At 53.5% G+C, this 19210-nt stretch carries 14 protein-coding genes and 2 pseudogenes; 10 read left to right on the forward strand and 6 right to left on the reverse strand.

Annotated elements, in window-relative coordinates; translation table 11 throughout:
- Position 1: 1 nt before the first annotated feature.
- From ssuD to NAL19_RS00170, 3 genes and pseudogenes are all read right to left on the reverse strand, one after another.
- Positions 2-1143: pseudogene (gene ssuD / locus NAL19_RS00160) on the reverse strand (FMNH2-dependent alkanesulfonate monooxygenase).
- A 280-nt stretch (positions 1144-1423) separates the two neighbouring features.
- Entirely contained in the window at positions 1424-2446 is a 1023-nt protein-coding gene (locus NAL19_RS00165; RefSeq protein WP_263057333.1) for an IS110 family transposase, read from the reverse strand.
- Positions 2447-2633: 187 nt separating this feature from the next.
- Entirely contained in the window at positions 2634-3656 is a 1023-nt protein-coding gene (locus NAL19_RS00170) for a sulfonate ABC transporter substrate-binding protein (protein ID WP_317630299.1), read from the reverse strand.
- A 433-nt stretch (positions 3657-4089) separates the two neighbouring features.
- Between NAL19_RS00170 and NAL19_RS00175 the strand changes: the two genes are divergently transcribed.
- From NAL19_RS00175 to NAL19_RS00185, 3 genes are read left to right on the forward strand one after another with little or no spacing between them, the layout of a single operon-like run.
- Positions 4090-4413 carry a PTS sugar transporter subunit IIB gene (locus NAL19_RS00175; protein ID WP_225086392.1) on the forward strand — a complete coding sequence of 108 codons (324 nt, stop codon included), beginning with the start codon at positions 4090-4092 and terminating at the stop codon, positions 4411-4413.
- On the forward strand, positions 4410-5732 hold the full coding sequence (locus NAL19_RS00180; RefSeq protein ID WP_263058430.1) for a PTS sugar transporter subunit IIC: 1323 nt from the start codon (positions 4410-4412) through the stop codon (positions 5730-5732). Before NAL19_RS00175 ends, NAL19_RS00180 begins: the two co-directional genes overlap by 4 nt.
- Before the next feature lie 25 nt (positions 5733-5757).
- The gene (locus NAL19_RS00185; RefSeq protein WP_263058431.1) at positions 5758-7170 is read left to right on the forward strand and encodes a glycoside hydrolase family 1 protein; all 1413 of its coding nucleotides are present in this window, start codon (positions 5758-5760) and stop codon (positions 7168-7170) included.
- Positions 7171-7354: 184 nt separating this feature from the next.
- Here NAL19_RS00185 and bhsA read toward each other — a convergent pair whose 3' ends face one another.
- Positions 7355-7612, reverse strand: a complete 258-nt coding sequence (gene bhsA / locus NAL19_RS00190; protein ID WP_263058432.1) for a multiple stress resistance protein BhsA — start codon at positions 7610-7612, stop codon at positions 7355-7357.
- A gap of 236 nt (positions 7613-7848) precedes the next feature.
- Here bhsA and NAL19_RS00195 point away from each other — a divergent pair, with 236 nt between their 5' ends.
- A complete protein-coding gene (locus NAL19_RS00195) occupies positions 7849-9129 on the forward strand; it encodes a DUF3748 domain-containing protein (RefSeq protein ID WP_263058433.1) in 1281 nt (426 codons plus the stop codon).
- Between the two features lie 36 nt (positions 9130-9165).
- On the opposite strand, the gene NAL19_RS00200 is transcribed toward NAL19_RS00195, so the two are convergent.
- The gene (locus NAL19_RS00200; protein WP_263058434.1) at positions 9166-9609 is read right to left on the reverse strand and encodes a YceK/YidQ family lipoprotein; all 444 of its coding nucleotides are present in this window, start codon (positions 9607-9609) and stop codon (positions 9166-9168) included.
- 386 nt (positions 9610-9995) lie between these two features.
- Between NAL19_RS00200 and ibpA the strand changes: the two are divergent.
- From ibpA to dcuR, 6 genes and pseudogenes are all read left to right on the forward strand, one after another.
- Positions 9996-10408, forward strand: a pseudogene (gene ibpA / locus NAL19_RS00205) (small heat shock chaperone IbpA).
- A 164-nt stretch (positions 10409-10572) separates the two neighbouring features.
- On the forward strand, positions 10573-11025 hold the full coding sequence (gene ibpB, locus NAL19_RS00210) for a small heat shock chaperone IbpB (RefSeq protein WP_263058435.1): 453 nt from the start codon (positions 10573-10575) through the stop codon (positions 11023-11025).
- Positions 11026-11183: 158 nt separating this feature from the next.
- Entirely contained in the window at positions 11184-12842 is a 1659-nt protein-coding gene (locus NAL19_RS00215; RefSeq protein WP_263058436.1) for a putative transporter, read from the forward strand.
- 583 nt (positions 12843-13425) lie between these two features.
- Positions 13426-14838, forward strand: a complete 1413-nt coding sequence (locus NAL19_RS00220; RefSeq protein WP_225086399.1) for an anion permease — start codon at positions 13426-13428, stop codon at positions 14836-14838.
- A 178-nt stretch (positions 14839-15016) separates the two neighbouring features.
- Entirely contained in the window at positions 15017-16645 is a 1629-nt protein-coding gene (locus tag NAL19_RS00225) for a sensor histidine kinase (RefSeq protein ID WP_225086400.1), read from the forward strand.
- Positions 16638-17360, forward strand: a complete 723-nt coding sequence (gene dcuR, locus NAL19_RS00230) for a two-component system response regulator DcuR (RefSeq protein ID WP_010281107.1) — start codon at positions 16638-16640, stop codon at positions 17358-17360. The genes NAL19_RS00225 and dcuR overlap by 8 nt, the downstream gene beginning before the upstream one ends.
- Positions 17361-17558: 198 nt before the next feature.
- Here dcuR and NAL19_RS00235 read toward each other — a convergent pair whose 3' ends face one another.
- A complete protein-coding gene (locus NAL19_RS00235) occupies positions 17559-18902 on the reverse strand; it encodes a 2-hydroxycarboxylate transporter family protein (protein WP_263058437.1) in 1344 nt (447 codons plus the stop codon).
- Between the last annotated feature and the right edge of the window lie 308 nt (positions 18903-19210).

Below are 19210 nucleotides of genomic sequence, written 5' to 3' on the forward strand. Positions count from 1 at the left end.
CTCAGCTTTGCGAGACTTTGCGTGGCACATAGCGGTTTGCCACCACTTCTCCCACGTTGCTCACCGCATGCAGCGGCGTGGGCTGTTGCGCCAGATTGAGGTGTGGGAACAGCAGTTCACCCACGCGATACGCCTCTTCCAGATGCGGATAGCCGGACAGAATAAAGGTATCTATTCCGAGATCGGCGTATTCCTGAATACGTTCGGCCACCGTTGGGCCATCGCCAACCAGCGCGGTGCCGGCGCCGCCGCGTACCAGACCAATGCCTGCCCATAGATTCGGGCTGATCTCCAGCTTGTCCTTTTTGCCGCCGTGCAGGGCGGCCATGCGCTGCTGACCGACGGAATCGAAACGCGCCAGCGCCGCCTGTGCGTCGGCGATGGTTTTGTCATCCAGATGGGAGATCAGCCGATCGGCAGCCTGCCAGGCTTCTTCGGTGGTTTCCCGCACGATGACGTGCAGGCGAATACCGAAGCGAACCTCACGCCCCTGCGCCGCCGCTTTGGCGCGGACTTCCGCCAGCTTTTCTTTAACCTGCTCAGGCGGTTCACCCCAGGGTCAGGTAGAGATCGACCTGTTCTGCCGCCAGATTCTGTGCGGCCTCAGAGGAACCACCAAAGTAGAGCGGTGGACGCGGCTGCTGAACGGGCGGGTAAAGCAGCTTGGCGTCTTTGACCTGAATGTGTTTGCCTGCGAAATCGACGGTTTCGCCTTCCAGCAATCTGCGCCAGATATGGGTGAATTCCGCTGACGCTTCGTAGCGTTCTTCATGGCTGAGGAACAGCCCTTCGGCGGCCAATTCTTCCGGATCGCCGCCAGTCACCAGATTGAACAGCGCCCGACCATTGGACAACCTGTCCAGCGTAGCGGCCTGGCGTGCGGCGATAGTGGGAAATCACGCCGGGGCGCAGGGCAACGAGAAATTTTAGCCGCTGCGTCACTGGAATGAGCGAGGCGGCAACCAGCCAGGAATCCTCGCAGGAGCGGCCTGTCGGTAGCAACACGCCACCAAACCCTTGCCGCTCGGCGGCCTGTGCCACCTGTTGCAGATAGCTGTAGTCAACATGACGTGCGCCCTCAGTGCTACCAAGATAGCGACCGTCTCCGTGGGTGGGCAGAAACCAGAATACGTTAAGACTCATGGTGTGAACTATATGAACGCATCCCGTTTGCAAGGCTTCCGTTGTGTTGACGTTGACGGATAGGTCGCAGCTCTATATCCGGCCTTATTGCAGCCTGTGCCGCGGGCCTCGATGAGATTCGCCGACTTGCTCCTTATTCTCCTGGCGGGCTTTATGCCCGACACACCATTCAGGTTTAGCAAGTCCCGGTCTTACCTGTCGTCGTCATCACGCTGGCTGCCCTCGCAACCTTTCCGCATTCATCCTTTTGTTAAGGGTTAATGGTTTTCAGCATCCGCTGTTAATACGGCCTGATGCTGACGTAATCTTTCCGGTACTCCCGTTCGTGCGCCGCCACCGCCCACACCGTGCGCGCCAGTTTGTTGGCCATCGCGACTATCGCCACACTGGTCGGCCGCCGTTTCTTTAACTCCGTTATCCACGGTCCCGGCTCTTTCGCCAACAGGCTCGCTGCCCTCGCTCCATGGATAAACAGCGTACGCAGGTAGGTGTCACCGCGTTTGCTTATCCCCAGCAGGCGAACCTTGCCGCCAGTGCCGGTCTGTTTTGGGACGAGTCCGACATAGGCCGCGAACTCCCGTCCCGACCGGAACGCATGAGCCTCGCCCATCGTAGCCACCGCCGCCGTGGCTATCAGTGGCCCTACGCCGGGTATAGCCATCAGCCGTCGGCAGGTCTCGTTCTGTTTCGCCAGCGCCGTCAGTTGTTGCTCAATGCCGTTAATCTGAGCATCCAGCTCACTCAAGCGACGGTGCTGCTCTTCAATCTGGGCGATGAGGAACAGCGGCAGGCGGTTTTTCAGCCTCTCCAGCGCCACGGGCAGAGCCTTGTCCAGCGCGGTACGTCCTTTGCGTACTGTTTCACCAAATTCGAGCAGTAAGCCATGCAGGGCATTGGTCTGCGCGGTGCGGAACTTCACCCACTGGCGGCGCATGCGATGCAGTGCCAGAACGGCCTGCTGCTCTTCGCTCTTTACGGCAATCCCCCGTCCCGGTTGCTGGACCGCCATCCATATGGCGCGGGAGTCCATGACATCGTTCTTGTTGCCCATCAGGAAGGCTTTGACGAATTTCGCCTGAAGCAGGCGAACCTGATGACCAAGTTTCTTCAACTCCCGGGCCCAGTGCTGAGAGCCGCCACAGGCTTCCATACCAATCAGGCAGGGTTCACGGTTGCTGAAGAAGGTCAGAACATCCTGACGTCGCAGCTGTTTATCCACCACTTCGCCGCTATGTTTGTCGATGAAGTGAACCTGAATCAGGTGTTTTGCGATATCAACGCCAACAGGGGTATAGTTATTCATGTGTGGAGTCTCCAGTCAGGGGAACGATGAGTATCCCGTTATAGGCACGATGATGCCGGAAATCTGCGAGGCTCCACACCCCGTCTTTCAGCCTCTGTGCTACTCGTCAAATAGTTGGGATGCGTTCATCTCATTCTCCTTGAACAGCCTTGTTTGGGGTAAGCAAAATGTGTGTGCGATAAGCGAATTAGTTCGCCTTGGGATGCCAGACGCGCTCTGCGATATTGACCTTCACCGGCACCAGCCGGTTTTCATAAAACAGGTCGGCGGTGGATTGCTGTGCCTTGATCGTGGCGGCATCCAGTGGTTCGATGGTGGTTGGCGGGCGATGATCGAGTGCCGTTTCAATCACTTTTTCCGGTAGTCCTACCGCGTTGGCTAACAGAGTGACGCTTTGTGCCCGGTCGCTGATGGTTAACGCATCGGCTTTGGTCAGTTCGTCCAGCACCTGACGAATAAAGCTGCCGTGTGCTTCGGTATAAGGGCGGGATGCGAGGTAGAAAGAGCCGGTTTTCTCCAGCCCGCTGCTGTCAGCCAGCACACGGACGCCGCCTTCCAGCAGTGCGGCGGAATAGTAGGGATCCCAAATGGCCCATGCATCGACATTACCTTGCTGGAACGCCGCGCGGGCGTCAGCGGGAGTCAGGTAGGTCGGTTTGATATCGGTGAATTTCAGCCCGTCACGTTGCAGCGCGCGCAGCAGCGTATTGTGCGCGCTGGAGCCTTTCTGAAAGGCAACTTTACGGCCTTTTAAATCGGCGACGGTTTTCACCGGGCTGTCTTCCCGCACCAGAATCACTTCGGCCTGAGGTTTAGGCGGTTCCACACCGACATACAGCAGGTCAGCGCCAGCGGCCTGCGCAAAAATCGGCGGGATATCGCCGGTGCCGCCCAGATCGATGCTGCCAACGTTGAGCGCTTCCAGCATCTGTGGGCCGGCGGGGAACTCAACCCAGCTGACTTTGGTGTTGGGGAACTGCTTTTCCAGCAACTGGTGTGCTTTTGCCAGCACCAGACTGACCGAACCTTTCTGATAGCCGACGCGCAACTGCGCTGGCACGCTGTCCTGCGCATAGGCGGCGGACATAAGCAGCAGGGCGCCGGCAGCCAGAATGGCAGGAATGTGGCGTAGCCGCGTCGTTATGCTATTCCATAGCCGCGCGCTTTCTCCACGCCTTTCCATGACTGATTTTTTCATCATCAATGACATGCCTATGACCTCTCCCTTATAACGAAAAGTTAAAATACAGCGAGAAAATGCAACATCAGGTGATAAACATAGCAGGGGGAGGGTGGGCTTTTTAAATCTCAATTTGTCGTTTTTATAGCCAAAAGTAGGAAATGCCTGAAATCAGCACACTTAGCGTAATAAGCGCCGCAATAGTGGGTTTTACCTATCCTTCACGTCTGAAATACGTTTTCCATGACCTGCCTCACATTGTTTCCAGCAATGCCTACCATTTCGTGAACCTATTCTCATATATTGGTTTTTTTCATGGAAAACGGTTTCCATTGTGTTTCCATGATGATGTTTCCAATGACTGTGTTGATTCACGATGACTTTATTGATGACGCTTTTTATTCATAACGATTTTTATTCATAACGCTTTTTATTCGTAACGCAATGCGACGGGGTATTGAAAATGAAAAGGATCATGCTTTGTTGTTCCGCTGGGATGTCTACCAGCCTTTTAGTGAGAAAGATGAAGGAGGCGGCCAGCACACGTGGTCTGGACGTTGAGATTGCCGCCTACGCCGCCCATGAATTTGATGAGCAGGTCGGGAAGTATGACGTTGTGCTGCTGGGGCCACAGGTGAAATATATGCTGGCGTCCTTTCAGGAGAAAGCTGAGGGAAAAGGCGTGCCTGTAGCAGCGATAGATATGATGGATTACGGTATGCAGCGCGGTGACAACGTGCTGGATTTCGCCTTTTCACTGATCGAAAAATCAGGACAACCGCTATGAGTGGCCTCTATCAGTCGATGGTGAATATCATCGAGCAAAAAATTACCCCGCTGGCGGGTGTGGTCGGGCAGCAGCGTCACATCATCGCGATTCGTGATGGTTTTATCGCCGCGCTGCCTTTCATGATCATCGGTTCGTTTATGCTGGTGTTCATCTTCCCGCCGTTCGCGCCGGACACCACGCTGGGGTTTGCCCGCGCGTGGCTCGATTTCTCCGTTGCTTACCGTGAACAGCTGATGCTGCCGTACTACCTCAGTATGGGGGTCATGACCTTCTTTATCTCGGTGGGGATAGGGGCCAGCCTGGGTAAGCACTACAAGCTGGATCCGATCATGACCGGCCTGCTGGCGCTGATGGCATTCTTGCTGGTGGCCGCGCCTTATCATGAGAAGCAAATTTCTACCCAGTACTTTTCCGGTGAGGGGATTTTTACCGCGATTCTGACGTCAATTTATGCCGGTGAAGTGTATGCCTGGCTGAAGAAACGCAATATCACCATTCGCCTGCCGAAAGAGGTGCCAACCGGCGTGGCGCGTTCGTTTGAGATCCTTATCCCCGTGCAGGTTATCGTTGCGACGCTGCATCCGTTTAACCTGTTCATCCAGTCCGCGACCGGCATGATTATCCCGGAAGCCATCATGCACCTGCTGGCACCGCTGATTTCGGCGTCGGATTCGCTGCCTGCGATTCTGATTTCGGTGTTCATTTGTCAGATTCTATGGTTTGCCGGGATTCACGGCGCGCTGATCGTTACCGGGATTATGAACCCGTTCTGGATGACCAACCTGGCGCTGAACCAGGCCGCGCTGTCAGCCGGGGCGCCGCTGCCGCATATTTATTTGCAGGGATTCTGGGATCACTACCTGCTGATCGGCGGGGTTGGCTCCACGCTGCCGTTGGCCTTTTTGCTGCTGCGTAGCCGCGCGGTTCATCTGCGTACGATTGGCCGTATGGGTGTCGTGCCGAGCTTTTTCAACATCAATGAACCGATTCTGTTTGGTGCACCGATCATCATGAACCCGCTGCTGTTCCTGCCGTTTATTTTCGTGCCGATGGTCAATGCCGTCATTGCCTATACGGCGACGAAGCTCGGTTGGATCGCGCAGGTGGTTTCCCTGACACCGTGGACGACGCCGGCGCCAATTGGCGCATCATGGGCGGCGAACTGGGCGTTCAGCCCGGTGATCATGTGTCTGCTCTGCATGGTGATGTCGGCCGCGATGTATTACCCGTTCCTGAAAGTGTATGAGCGCACGCTGCTTAAACAGGAGCAGGAGAAACAACAGCAGGCTGCGGGCGAAGCCAGCGCCAGCGCATAAACACGAGTGAAGCAGAGAGGAACGTATGCACGATCATCTTCAGAAGGATTTTCGCTTTCCGGCGAATTTTTGGTGGGGCAGCGCCAGTTCGGCACCGCAAACGGAAGGCGAAAGCCTTAACTATGGTAAAAGTGCCACCGTGTGGGACGAATGGTTTGCCACGCAGCCCGGTCGTTTTCATCAGCAGGTTGGGCCGGCAGATACTTCCACGTTTTATCAGCACTGGCGTGAAGATATCGCGCTGCTGAAGACGCTGAATCACAACACGTTCCGAACGTCGATCTCGTGGGCGCGGCTGATTCCTGATGGCGTCGGTGAACCGAATCCGCAGGCGGTGGCGTTTTATAATCAGGTCATTGATGAAATGCTGGCGCAGGGCATCACGCCGTTTATCAATCTGTTCCATTTTGATATGCCGATGGTGATGCAGCGGCTGGGCGGCTGGGAAAATCGGGCGGTGGTGGTGGCCTATGCGGGCTATGCGGCGACCTGCTTCCGCCTGTTTGGCGACAGGGTCAAACACTGGTTTACCTTCAATGAGCCGGTGGTGCCGGTGGAAGGCGGGTATCTGTATGATTTCCACTACCCGAACGTGGTGGATTTCAAACGCGCTGCGACGGTGGCGTACCACACGATGCTGGCGCATGCGCTGGCGGTGAGGGCCTATCGCGAACAGTCGCAGGGCGGAGACATTGGCATTATCCTCAACCTGACGCCTTCCTACCCGCGCTCCCAGCATCCGGCTGATGTCAACGCGGCCAACATAGCCGACCTGATGTTTAACCGCAGTTTCCTCGACCCTGCACTGCGGGGCGAATACCCGCGGGAACTGGTTGATTTGCTGCATCGATACGGCCAACTGCCAAGTTGCCAGCCTGACGATCGTGCGCTGCTGGCCGATGGGATTGTCGATCTGCTGGGCATTAACTACTACCAGCCGCGCCGTATTCAGTGCCGCGACAGCCTGGTCAATCCTGATAGTCCGTTTATGCCCGAGTGGTTCTTTTCCAGCTATGAAATGCCGGGACGAAAAATGAATCCCTATCGTGGTTGGGAGATTTACGAACCGGGCATCTATGACATTCTGACCAATCTGCGGGTGAATTACGGCAATCCGCGCTGCTTTATTTCGGAAAATGGCATGGGGGTGGAGAACGAACAGCGTTTCGATGCCAACGGCCAGATTCAGGACGATTACCGCATCGATTTTGTCCGCGAGCACTTGAAGTTTGTACACAAAGGTATCGCGGAAGGCAGCCATTGCCTCGGCTACCATATGTGGACGTTTATCGATAACTGGTCGTGGTCGAATGCCTACAAGAATCGCTATGGTTTTGTGCAGTTGGATTTGGCGACGCAAAAACGCACGGTGAAGAAAAGTGGGGAATGGTTCGCGGCGATAGCGGCCGAAAATGGTTTCCAAGGTACAACGTTGTAAGTCTATCCACATCGGTGTGGCAATCTGCCACACCGAATTCACCGTTCTTCCTACTTCCGCACGTTCTCACTTCCGTATCAATAAAAAACCGGCTTGCCCTGATGAGGAGGCAAGCCGGAAAGAGGGTAATACGTGATGTCTTACAGGATAGCTAACTGGGATAAAAACTCAGGGTAGACAACGATTAGTTGAAGATTACCGCAGAGCCACGCAACTGATCGTTACCGGTCGCAGACGTGATGGTATAAGCTTTAGCGCCCGCTTTTTCTGCTTTCGCGGCGAGCTGAGCTTGCAGTGAGCTCAGGTCTTGAGCGGTAGCGGTAACGACGCCTGCTTTTTCCAGGTTCTGTGTCTGTGAAGGAGACACATATTCAGCAGCAGAAGCACCGAAAGTCATGGTAGCGAGAACAACAGCAGCGGCGATGGTTTTTACGTTTTTCATGATGTCTTATCCTTTTTCTGATTGATAGGTGAAAGGGGGCTGCCCTTTCGATAGGAAGAATGTTACGCCGATGCTAATAAATTAAAAAACGGATGTTATTGAGAGAGTTATTCTATTTTTTTGAATGATATTATTGGTTGTTGTTTGTTTTTTTTAAATATAAAACAATATGTTATACATAAAACTGAAATTTATTTACAAAATACTGACTGATATTGAATAAGCGGGGTGATGACTTGCCTGTTGAAGTTCAACTAACGTTTAATGCTACTGGTCACCAACTTACCAACATTAATTGCTGGTCATGTGACGGAAATTGGTTGATTTATGACATAAGACCCTATGGATCTTCATTCACAGGGCTGACCATTGAGCGAGTACACCTGAAAAGCCGGGAAACCGAGGTGATTTACCGGGCGACGGCGGGGGCGCATGTGGGCGTAGTGACCTGTAGCCCACAGGAACCGCTGCGCTATGTTTTTATCCACGGGCCGGAAAATCCAGATAGCGAGTGGCAGTATGATTTTCACCATCGTCGTGGAACGATAGTGGCGGACCGCCAGCGCGATGAGGCCATCACGCTTGATGCTTTCTCTATTACGCCGCCTTATCAGGCTGGCGCGCTGCGTGGCGGTACGCATGTCCACGTCTTCAGCCCGGATGCCAGCCGCCTGAGCTTTACCTATAACGACCATGTGCTGCATGAGCGCGATCCGGCATTGAACTTGCGCAATGTGGGCGTGGCTGTGCCACTACAGGCTGTCGTCGTTGAGAAACGCCATCCGCGTGAATATGGCGGTAGCCATTATTGTGTGCTGGTCAGCAAAACGACGCCGCAGCCTCAGCCCGGCAGCGATGAAATCAACCGTGCCTATGAAGAAGGCTGGGTAGGAACGGCCGGCTATATCCAGCAAGATGGCTCGCGGCAGCGCTGGGCGTTGGCGTTTATCGGCGATACGCGTGCGGCGGATGGGACGACGGTTCCGGAGATCTTTATCGTCGATTTGCCGAACGCGCTGGAAGATTACGCCAAAGAAGGGGAGGCGCCACTGGCAGGGACGGCAACGTCAATGCCCGCACCGCCAGCGGGCGTGCAGCAGCGGCGTTTAACCTTTACGCACTCGCGGCGTTATCCTGGGCTGGTGAATCAGCCGCGCCACTGGCTGCGAACCTCGCCCGACGGCAGTGAGATTGCTTTCCTGATGCGCGATGACGCGGGCGTGGTACAGCTATGGACGCTTTCCCCGAATGGCGGTGAGCCAAGGCAGGTCACGCATACGGAATACGGTGTACAGTCTGCCTTTAACTGGCACCCGAGCGGACGTTCTCTGGCGTTTGTGTGTGACAACAGCATCATGCTGTGTGATGCGCAAAGCGGTGAGCTGGTTCGGCTAACGACACGGACGGACAGCCCACCCAGTGGGGATGCCGTGGTTTTTTCACCTGACGGGAAACACATTGCGTATATGCGGGAGATTGACGGCTTTAATCAGCTTTTTGTGGTGACCACCGCGTAACGAGTACACGCGAGTTCATGGCGAGCACGGTTGTTATCAAAGCTGATCATGCGGCGCATTGTTGTTAGACATGGTGGTGTTATTAGGCATGCTGGTGTTATGGGACATCGTGTTGCTATGGGATACCGTGTTGCTATGCGGCATCGTGGCAAGCTGTGAACTGGCGGTTTGGTTTTGCTCTTCGCTGTGTAAAATGCGTTCGCGTGTTGACAGCGTGTTCTTATCGTTGCCCGCGCGGTAGTAGTCGTAGGGCAGCAGCAGCGTGTCAGCAACCGCCGAGAACGGCAGGTCAATCGCCACCAGCGGCATCATGGCCCAACTGGTGTCGTCGTCACGCAGCATATCCACACTGGCGCGCGTACCGGAATAGTAGCCCTGATCGTTTCCGGTGTGCGTCATCACGCTGGAGCAGCCGCTGGTCGCCACCGCGCCGCTACCGGTGATGATGAAAGAGAACAATGCGCTTTTCAGTAAGGTCATATTACCTGTCCATTAATAACCTGCTGCCAGAGCGGGTCGAAGCCTAATATTGGTCACTTAAGTCCGTTGTTAGGGGAAACACAGGGGGAGGTTCCCGCAGGGAGGCCTCACCCCTGTGGTCGCCCCGTGTATCTCGATACTTAAACGATCAGCACTTGGCCAAATCTGCCTATCTTGAGTGTATGTGATAACGCCCGCAGTGCGAGTGAATATTGCATGAAACGTAGCGATTTTTCCTTTTTGCCTCTTGAAAGTCTGAGGGGGGTCACCATATTGATAATAAGCCGGAAGAAAATGATACGCCGTCAGGGTATCTGTCCCGGCTGTGAGCCTGTCCTTAGGGAAGGTAAAAATAAATCCTCGCTGCATGTTTAGGAGGCTGTTTTATGCGTAACCCCGATTTTCTCCGCTGTACCGTTCCGCTATTGGTTTTGATCGCCTGTTCAATCTATTAGAAACCGGCCAGACCCAGAGTAACGGCGGCTATCCTCCCTACAACGTCGAGCTGGTTGACGAGAACCAATACCGTATTGCGATTGCCGTAGCGGGCTTCGCCGAGCAAGAACTGGACATCACAGCACACGATAACTTATTGATTGTAAAAGGCGCCCACGCCGGTGAGCAGGTTGCCCGCAACTACCTGTATCAAGGTATTGCCGAGCGCAACTTCGAGCGTAAATTCCAACTGGCCGAACATATTCAGGTAAAAGGCGCCAATCTGGAAAACGGGCTGCTGTACATCGATCTCGAGCGCATCGTGCCGGAAGCGATGAAGCCGCGCCGGATTGAAATCAAGTAAATCAACATTACGTTATTTGCACGAATCGCGCATTGCCTGAAAGGGCAGCGCCATAAATAAGCATATCGTCTGCCGAATGGGGACGACGTCAGCTATGGCATCGTGGCTGGCATAAGGTATGCCCGTATGGGCACTTAATCTCGCTTCTTAGAAGGAGTCATATCATGCGTAACTACGACTTATCACCTTTACTGCGTCAGTGGATCGGTTTCGACAAATTAGCCAGCTCAATGCAAGGCAGCCAGGAACCGATTGATTTTCCTCCGTATAACATCGAGAAGAAAGACGACAACCACTACCGCATCACGCTGGCGCTGGCGGGGTTCCGACAGAGCGATCTGGATATCGAAGTAGAAGGCCCACGCCTGACCGTGAAAGGTTCTCCGGCACCGACCGAGAAAGCAGTGGAGTATCTGCATCAGGGGCTGGTATTTAAGCCTTTCACGCTGAGCTTTACGCTGGCCGAGCATCTGCATGTGTCCGATGCACATTTTGAAAATGGCCTGCTGCATATCGATCTGGTGCGCGACGTGCCGGAAGCCTTGCAGCCGCAGCGCATCGCCATCGGCGGTGGTCGCCCGGCATTGAACCAGCAGCCCGCTGAAGATGCGTCATAACGCGACATCCGCGTCATTAACCTGATGATTTCCCGCGCCCGTCTCATTACGGGCGCGGTTTTGTGTTGCCCGCCACGTTTCCTTACCCAGCATTCTGCCAGAATCAAAAATAGCAGCAGTGGCATTTCCCAATAAAAACGTCCGCAAAGGATACGGGCATGAGTGATATCGCACTTACCGTGAGTATGCTGGCGCTGGTTGCGGTTCTGGGGTTATGGATCGGCAATTGGCGGATTTATGGCGTCGGTTTAGGGATTGGCGGGGTTCTGTTCGGTGGGATCATCGTCGGGCATGTTGCCCATCAGTATCAAATTCAACTGAATGATGACATGTTGCACGTCATTCAGGAGTTTGGGCTGATTCTGTTTGTCTATACCATCGGCATTCAGGTCGGGCCGGGTTTCTTTTCCTCTCTGCGCGTATCGGGCCTGCGCCTGAACGCGTTCGCCCTGCTGACGGTTTTCCTCGGCTGTGTCGTGACCGTCCTGCTGCATAAACTGCTCAATATTCCTTTGCCCATTATTCTCGGTATTTTTTCCGGTGCGGTGACCAACACGCCGTCGCTGGGCGCGGGTCAGCAGATTCTGACCGATCTCGGGTCGAGTTCGGCATTGGTTAACCTGATGGGGACGGGCTACGCGATGGCGTATCCGCTGGGGATCTGCGGAATTTTACTGGTGATGTGGCTGATGCGCGTGCTGTTCCGCGTGGCGGTGGAGAACGAGGCGAAGCAGTTTGAAGTCAGCAACGGCCAGCATCATGAACAGCTGCACACCATGAATGTGTCGGTGACGAATACCAATCTGCAAGGGCTGGCGATTCAGGATGTGCCGATTCTGAATCGCGACACCATTGTCTGCTCCCGTTTAAAACGCGGCGATGAGCTGATGGTGCCGTCGCCGCAGACGCTCATTCAGCTGGGCGACTATCTGCATCTGGTTGGAGCGAAAAACGATCTTGAGCAGGCGCGGCTGGTCATCGGTAATGAAGTCGCGGCGTCGCTCTCGACGCGCGGTACGGATCTGCACGTTGAACGCGTGGTGGTGACGAATGAGAAGGTGCTGGGACGCAAGATTCGCGAGCTCAATTTGAAGCAAAACTACGATGTCGTGATTTCGCGTCTGAACCGTGCGGGCGTTGAGCTGGTCGCCAGCAATCAGGCCAGCCTGCAATTTGGCGATATTCTGAATCTGGTGGGGCGAAAAGCGGCGATCGATGCCGTGGCGGATATCGTGGGAAACGCCCAGCAGAAGCTCCAGCAGGTACAGATGCTGCCTGTCTTTATCGGCATTGGGTTGGGCGTATTACTGGGCTCTGTACCGCTGATGATTCCCGGCTTTCCCGTCGCGCTGCGGCTCGGGCTGGCGGGGGGGCCACTGGTAGTGGCGCTGGTTCTGGGGCGCATCGGCGGTATCGGTAAACTGTACTGGTTTATGCCGCCTAGTGCGAACCTGGCGCTGCGCGAGCTTGGCATTGTGCTGTTCCTATCGGTGGTGGGGTTGAAATCCGGCGGCGATTTCATCGATACGTTATTGAACGGCGACGGGGTGTGGTGGATTGGTTACGGTGCGCTGATTACCATTGTGCCGCTGCTGCTGGTCGGCATACTGGCGCGCACGCTGGGTAAGATGAACTATCTGACGCTGTGCGGCATGCTGGCCGGTTCCATGACCGATCCGCCCGCATTGGCATTTGCCAATGGGTTGCACTCAACCAGCGGTGCGGCAGCGCTGTCTTATGCCACGGTTTATCCGCTGGCGATGTTTCTGCGCATTATGTCGCCGCAGCTATTAGCTGTACTTTTTCTCACCCTCTAAATGTTATCAGCTGGATAAAAAATACTATTTTTTCGCCGGGAAAGGGGTATTTATTTTTTTATTTATGAATAGAGGAATACCTGAGTAAATAAATAAGGAATTGATAACTCACTGTCTGGAAAAGAATTATATTACCATTATTAGGTATAAGGTTTTTTTATCATTTACTTATCGTTAATTACGTTAATTTTATGTTCCATGAATGTCAAAAATTATTGAATTTAAAAGATTTTTTATCGGGAAATTAAAGGTGTGATAGTTTCTTAAATAAATTAATGAACCCCTTTAGTAATTAAAGTAACGCTATTTTACAGGCGCATTATAATACTATCTCTTCATTAATCACTTGATTTGATAAGACGAGAGAAGCACCCTGAACCCTTGTTTTCTCGTCTTTTTTTTCCGCAGATGATTCCTGTTGCGTTGTTTTCAGCAGGGTGACGAAGGAAGAATAACGAAATACCCACTCCTCCGCACGGGACATCCGTCGTGAATATCGCCTGAATAATTCGAGAGCAGCACAAACTCGGCTCGAAGTATGACGGGGAATACAGAATCCGTTTTAATGAAGAGTGGTGTTCTTATGTCTGCGAATAATAGCAGGTTGTTAAAGCTTCTAGTTATCCTTTGTATTGCCGGTGGTTTATGGCTATTGCCGGTTCCTGATGGGGTTAAACCCGATGCCTGGCATCTGATGGCGATTTTCATTGCCACGGTTGTCGGTCTGATTCTCTCTCCTTACCCGCTTGGCGCGATGGCGATGTTCAGCCTGACCTCGGTCGCCATCTTAGGGTTATTATCCATTAAAGATGTGCTGGCGGGCTTTAGCGATCCCACCATTTGGATGATCGCCTGTGCCTTCTTTATCTCTCGCGGCTTTATCAAAACCGGCTTCGGTCGGCGTATTGGTCTGCTGTTCATCAGCAAGCTGGGGAATAGCTCGCTCGGTCTGGCGTATGGTCTGGTGTTTACCGACCTGCTGTTCGCCCCAGCGATGCCTTCTACATCTGCACGCTGCGGTGGGATTATCACGCCGCTGTTTCGCTCGATTGCCGAAGCCTACGATTCCACGCCGGAGAAAGGCACACAGCGCCGCATTGGTGCGTTTTTGGTGCAGTCCATTTTCCAATGTAATGCCGTGACTTCCGCGATGTTCATGACCTCCATGGCGGGTAACCCGATGGTGGCGAAACTGGCTTCGCAGTTCGGCATTCACATCAGTTGGACGGATTGGGCATTGGCGACACTGCTGCCAGGCTTTCTGTCTCTGGCGCTGATTCCTTACCTGATCTACCGTTTCTACCCGCCTGAACTGAAGAAAACCTCAGAAATGCGTGCGATCGCCGTCGAAAGACTGCGTGAAATGGGCAAAATGACCCGCGACGAGTGGGTGGTGCTGGGCGTGTTCCTTGGGCTGGTGACCTTCTGGGTGCTGGGCTCCACGTTGAATATCGACGCGACCCTGACCGCACTGGCTGGCCTGAGTGTGCTGTTGCTCAGTCGTGCGCTGAGCTGGGACGACGTGGTGGGTGAGAAAGAAGCCTGGCACACCGTGGTGTGGTTTGCTGTGCTGATGACGCTGGCGGGCCAGCTTAACAAAATGGGCCTGATTGCCTGGCTGGGCGGTCTGGCTGGCAGCGCGGTGAGTGGTATGCACTGGCTGCCGATGCTGGGCCTGCTGCTGCTGGTTTACTACTATAGCCACTATCTGATGGCGAGTGCGATTGCCCACATCAGCGCCATGTATGCGATTTTCGTCTCTATCGCGCTGGCCGCTGGTGCACCGCCGATGCTCACCGTACTGGTGTTCGGTATCTTCAGTAACCTGTTTATGTCTACGACACACTACTCCAGTGGCCCGGCACCGATTCTGTTCGGCACAGGCTACATGCCGTTGGGCACCTGGTGGAAGATCGGTTTCTCCATCAGTCTGGTTATCATCCCTATCTGGCTGGGTGTTGGCAGTATGTGGTGGAAAGTCCTCGGTTTCTGGTAAAAACGTAGATACGTACTGGCTTTCCTGATGCGAGAAATACGCAGCAACACGTTAAGCCTGATTTCCTTTCTCTAAGCCTACGCCCTGTCTCTGTGACGGGGCGTAGGCATCACGGCACGCGAAACGCGACGAAACAGTATAAGATAACGGTGTGATGATGTTTGTTTCGGAGAGTGACATGGGCAAAAAAAAGGCACCGCTAAAGCTGGGAACATCGGTGTTTCTGATGGTGTCAGTTGTGCTTGGCGCGGTGTTGCTGGTGGTCTATTCCTTGCTGTTTTTTCGCATTAATCAGCTATCAGAAGATCATCTGCGAGAAAAAGCCTTTGCTATTGCTCGCACATTTGCAGCCTCTCCCGTTGTTATTGATGAACTTAAAGGGATTGGTCGGCCTGAAGAAGTGCAGCTCGCGGCGGAGACGATTCGCCAGCGTAATCAACTGCTCTTCGTCACGGTGACTGACATGGATACGGTGCGCCATAGCCACCCTGAACCGGAAAGAATTGGTGAGCATTTTGCTGGCCGGGATATCTACCCGGCGCTGTTGGGCATGGAAAATACCGCCATTAACCGGGGGACGCTCGATCCCGCGCTGCGGGTCTTTACGCCGGTTTTCGACAATAACCATAAGCAGGTTGGCGTCGTCGCGCTGGGGATTGCCTTAACCAGCGTGCAGAAAGTGATCAGTGATAACCGCTGGATGATTCCCTGGACGCTGCTGGCAGGGGCGCTGGTTGGCTGGTTGGGCACATTGATTTTGGTGAAGGTTCTCAAGCGCATTATGCTGGGATTCGAGCCGTTTGAAATCTCGAATCTGTTTGAACAGCGCAACGCGATGCTCAAACACATTAAAGAAGGCGTCATCGCGGTCGATCAACAGGGTCGGATTACGGTGATCAATGATGAGGCGCGACGGCTTTTCCGGCAGAATAAGCCGCAGGGCAGTGAAACGCCGGGCCTGAAGCCAGCCGAACGCGTCAGCGAACAGTGGCTTGAACATCTGCACCTGAAGCAGGTGCTAGAGAGCGGTACGCCACGGCGCGATGAAGAGATTAACTTTAACGGCCACCTGCTGCTGACTAACACTGTGCCGGTCTTTGTGAAGGGCGATATTATCGGCGCGATTGCGACGTTCCGTGATAAAACAGAGATCAGCCAACTGCTGCAACGGTTGAGTGGGATGTCCTACTACGCGGATGCGCTGCGTGCGCAGTCGCACGAGTTTATGAACAAGCTGCACGTCATCCTGGGGATGTTGCACTTAAAGTATTACTCACAGCTGGAAGACTATATCCTTAAGACCGCCAATAATTATCAGGCGGAAATCGGTTCGATTATTCGTAAAGTGAAATCGCCAGTGATTGCCGGCTTCCTGTTGGGTAAAATCAACCGCGCGCGCGATCTCGGCATTACGCTCTCCATCAGCGAGGAGAGCCTGCTGCCGGATACCGATGATGTCGATGCCACCAATGAATTGATTACCGTATTGGGTAATCTGATTGAAAATGCGATGGACGCGATTGATGGGCAGGAAAACTGCGAAATCAGCGTGAGTTTCCATCATCAGAACGGCCGCCTTCACTGCACCGTGGGGGATGACGGCCCCGGCATTTCGCCGGAGAGTCAGGCGCGCATTTATGAACAGGGATTCTCTACCAAAGGCAGCGGGCGCGGTATCGGCCTGTACCTGACCAAACAGAGTCTGGAGAAGATTGGCGGCACTATCGAGTTTGAATCAGAACCTGAGGTGTACACCCAGTTTTTCGTTACTATTCCTTATCAAGCAAGGCTGTTTGACCATGATTAATGTACTGATTGTTGATGACGATGCCATGGTTGCAGAGCTTAACAAATCTTATCTGAACCAGGTTTCTGGATTTAGCTGCTATGCGACCGTCCCCACGTTGCAGCAGGCGCGAAACCTGTTGATGCAACCTGATTCGGAAATCGATTTGGTACTGCTGGACATTTATATGCAGCAGGATAATGGACTGGATCTGCTGCCGACTATCCGTGAGTTCAGTGAAAAGACGGACGTTATCATCATCTCTTCTGCCAGCGATGTGTATACCATCAAGAAAGCGCTGCACTACGGCGTTGTAGATTATCTGATTAAGCCGTTCCAGTTCTCGCGTTTCGAGCAGGCGCTGACCGCCTATCGCGAAGAAGCAAACTTGTTCAAGCACCGCGATTTTGTTGGGCAGTCGGATATTGATAACCTGATTCGCCGTACCAGCAGCAGCACGGTCAGCGAACGTAAGAAATTGCCGAAAGGGCTGACCAGCCTGACGCTGCGTACCGTCTGCGAGTGGATTGAAGGCAATCAGGGTATCGAGTTCTCAACCGAGATGCTGGCGAATGCGATTGGTATCTCCCGCGTCTCCTGCCGTAAATACCTGATCTACCTGTCTGACACCGGCATCCTGACCACCAATATCCTGTACGGCTCTACCGGCCGACCGGTTTACCTGTATCGTTTACTGCCGGAAAAGCAGGACTCGCTGCGCCAATACTGTGAATAAAAAGCGGTGAGTAAACAAAAACGCCACGGCAATGACCGTTAATACTGTTCACTTAAGCGTGGATTTAGGGGGAAACACGGTGATGAGGTTCCCGCAGGGATACCTCGCACCGTGGTAGCCCCCGGTATCTCGATTCTTAAACGATCGGCATTACGGCAATGACCGTGGCGTTTTTGTTATTGCGGAATCGTGGTTGGGTTAGGCAAACCAGCCCAGAAGCAGCGTGGCGGCGATGACGGTAGACGCGCCGCCGATACGCGTGGCGATCTGTGCGAACGGCATCAGGGACATGCGGTTAGAGGCAGACAGAATCGCAACATCACCTGTACCCCCAAGCCCGCTGTGACAGGTGGTGACGATGGAAGCCTCAATCGGGTACATATTCAGGTAAGGCGCAATCAGGAAACTCACCAGCGCCATGGACAGCACCACAGAACCGCAGACGATGACGTAGCCGACAGAGAAGACCGCCACGACGCTCTCCAGCGGGATATACAGCATACCAAGCCCGATCATCAGCGGCCATACCAGGGAGCTGGAGACGAATTTGTAAACGCTGTGTGCGCCCGTTTCCATGATGGCAGGAATAACACGTCCGTATTTACAGAAGACAGCAATCAGAATCATCAGTACCGGACCAGGGATGTGCACCAGTTTTTCAAACAGGCCACCGATGATGAAGAAGGCGCAAATCATCAACAAGCCACCGCCCATCAGGTGGAAATCGACGGGTTTTGGCGCGTCGTTTACGGCAAACATCGCGTTGTCTTCATCGCTGCGCACCAGACGGCCTTCGCCGTTCAGATCCTTGCGGCGCATACCCAGACGGGACAGCACGCCAGCACACAGAATGGCGAAGATGTTGCCAACAACGGCTGCCGGCGCTAACTGAGCCACATACACATCTGGTGCTTGCCCCAGAATGGCAGAATAGGCGAGAGACAACGGCAGGATGCCTTCCCCAATACCGCCGCCGATAATGGGCACGATAATGAAGAAGAAGGTGTGGTAGAAGCTGTAGCCGCACAGTTTACCGACCAGTAAACCGGTTGCCAGCGCGGTTGCCGTGCCGACGACCAGCGGAACGAACATACGTATCATCCCCTGAATCAGTATCTTGCGGTTCATACCCAGGATACTGCCAACCACCAGACAGGCGATGACGAAATACAGGAAGTTCGCCTCTTTCATCAGCAGGTGGACGGTTTTCATGGTGTTGTCGTTGAACAGCTCAAAATACACCATGACGGAAGGCACCATCAGGCACAGAATCGCCGGGCCACCGATATCTTTGAACACCGGGATGTTGCTGCCAATGTGTGCCAGTAAAAAGCCCATTGTCATGATGACGGCGAAACCGCCGATCATGTTTTTAGGCAGGTATCCTTCATAGGCCGCGATAGCGACAATGGCGGCGATCGCCATAAAAAGTGCAACGGGAACGGAGCCGATTTTCTTTTTAAACACGCTGCCGATAAACGATGACTGTGTTTCCAGCGCGAGATCGTTCTCACATAGAATATCAGTTTCAATTTTTTTCATTATATTCACCCTGCTAGGACAGTTGGTACAGAAAGAAATGACATGCCTGCCGCGTCATGTTGTTTCGATATTTCTTGTGCGTCGTTATCGACGTTTTTGTCGTCGATATCGGTATGTTTATCGAACGTTATTAATGCCAATAGCGGCGGATGTTTATTATCAAAAAAGCAGCAAATACGTTTTTTTGGTTTTTTTATCAGTTAGTAACAAAAAGATAAGAAAGAGTGGATGTTATTTAACAATGAATCTTGTTGGAGGGTAATCTAGCATGAGGGAATGTTAAAAATAATACGTTAATTGCGTATTTG

It is taken from the genome of Pectobacterium sp. F1-1 (genome assembly GCF_025643735.1).
In the GTDB taxonomy this organism is placed as follows: Bacteria; Pseudomonadota; Gammaproteobacteria; order Enterobacterales; family Enterobacteriaceae; genus Pectobacterium; species Pectobacterium colocasium.

Excerpts from the sequence above, each read along its gene's own strand:
- NAL19_RS00215 (WP_263058436.1), top strand. The coding sequence starts at position 11,184 with ATGAGTGATATCGCACTTACCGTGAGTATGCTGGCGCTGGTTGCGGTT.
- NAL19_RS00220 (WP_225086399.1), top strand. The coding sequence starts at position 13,426 with ATGTCTGCGAATAATAGCAGGTTGTTAAAGCTTCTAGTTATCCTTTGT.
- bhsA (WP_263058432.1), bottom strand. The coding sequence starts at position 7,612 with ATGAAAAACGTAAAAACCATCGCCGCTGCTGTTGTTCTCGCTACCATG.
- NAL19_RS00180 (WP_263058430.1), top strand. The coding sequence starts at position 4,410 with ATGAGTGGCCTCTATCAGTCGATGGTGAATATCATCGAGCAAAAAATT.
- NAL19_RS00165 (WP_263057333.1), bottom strand. The coding sequence starts at position 2,446 with ATGAATAACTATACCCCTGTTGGCGTTGATATCGCAAAACACCTGATT.
- NAL19_RS00225 (WP_225086400.1), top strand. The coding sequence starts at position 15,017 with ATGGGCAAAAAAAAGGCACCGCTAAAGCTGGGAACATCGGTGTTTCTG.
- NAL19_RS00170 (WP_317630299.1), bottom strand. The coding sequence starts at position 3,656 with ATGTCATTGATGATGAAAAAATCAGTCATGGAAAGGCGTGGAGAAAGC.
- NAL19_RS00200 (WP_263058434.1), bottom strand. The coding sequence starts at position 9,609 with ATGACCTTACTGAAAAGCGCATTGTTCTCTTTCATCATCACCGGTAGC.
- NAL19_RS00185 (WP_263058431.1), top strand. The coding sequence starts at position 5,758 with ATGCACGATCATCTTCAGAAGGATTTTCGCTTTCCGGCGAATTTTTGG.
- NAL19_RS00175 (WP_225086392.1), top strand. The coding sequence starts at position 4,090 with ATGAAAAGGATCATGCTTTGTTGTTCCGCTGGGATGTCTACCAGCCTT.
- dcuR (WP_010281107.1), top strand. The coding sequence starts at position 16,638 with ATGATTAATGTACTGATTGTTGATGACGATGCCATGGTTGCAGAGCTT.
- ibpB (WP_263058435.1), top strand. The coding sequence starts at position 10,573 with ATGCGTAACTACGACTTATCACCTTTACTGCGTCAGTGGATCGGTTTC.
- NAL19_RS00235 (WP_263058437.1), bottom strand. The coding sequence starts at position 18,902 with ATGAAAAAAATTGAAACTGATATTCTATGTGAGAACGATCTCGCGCTG.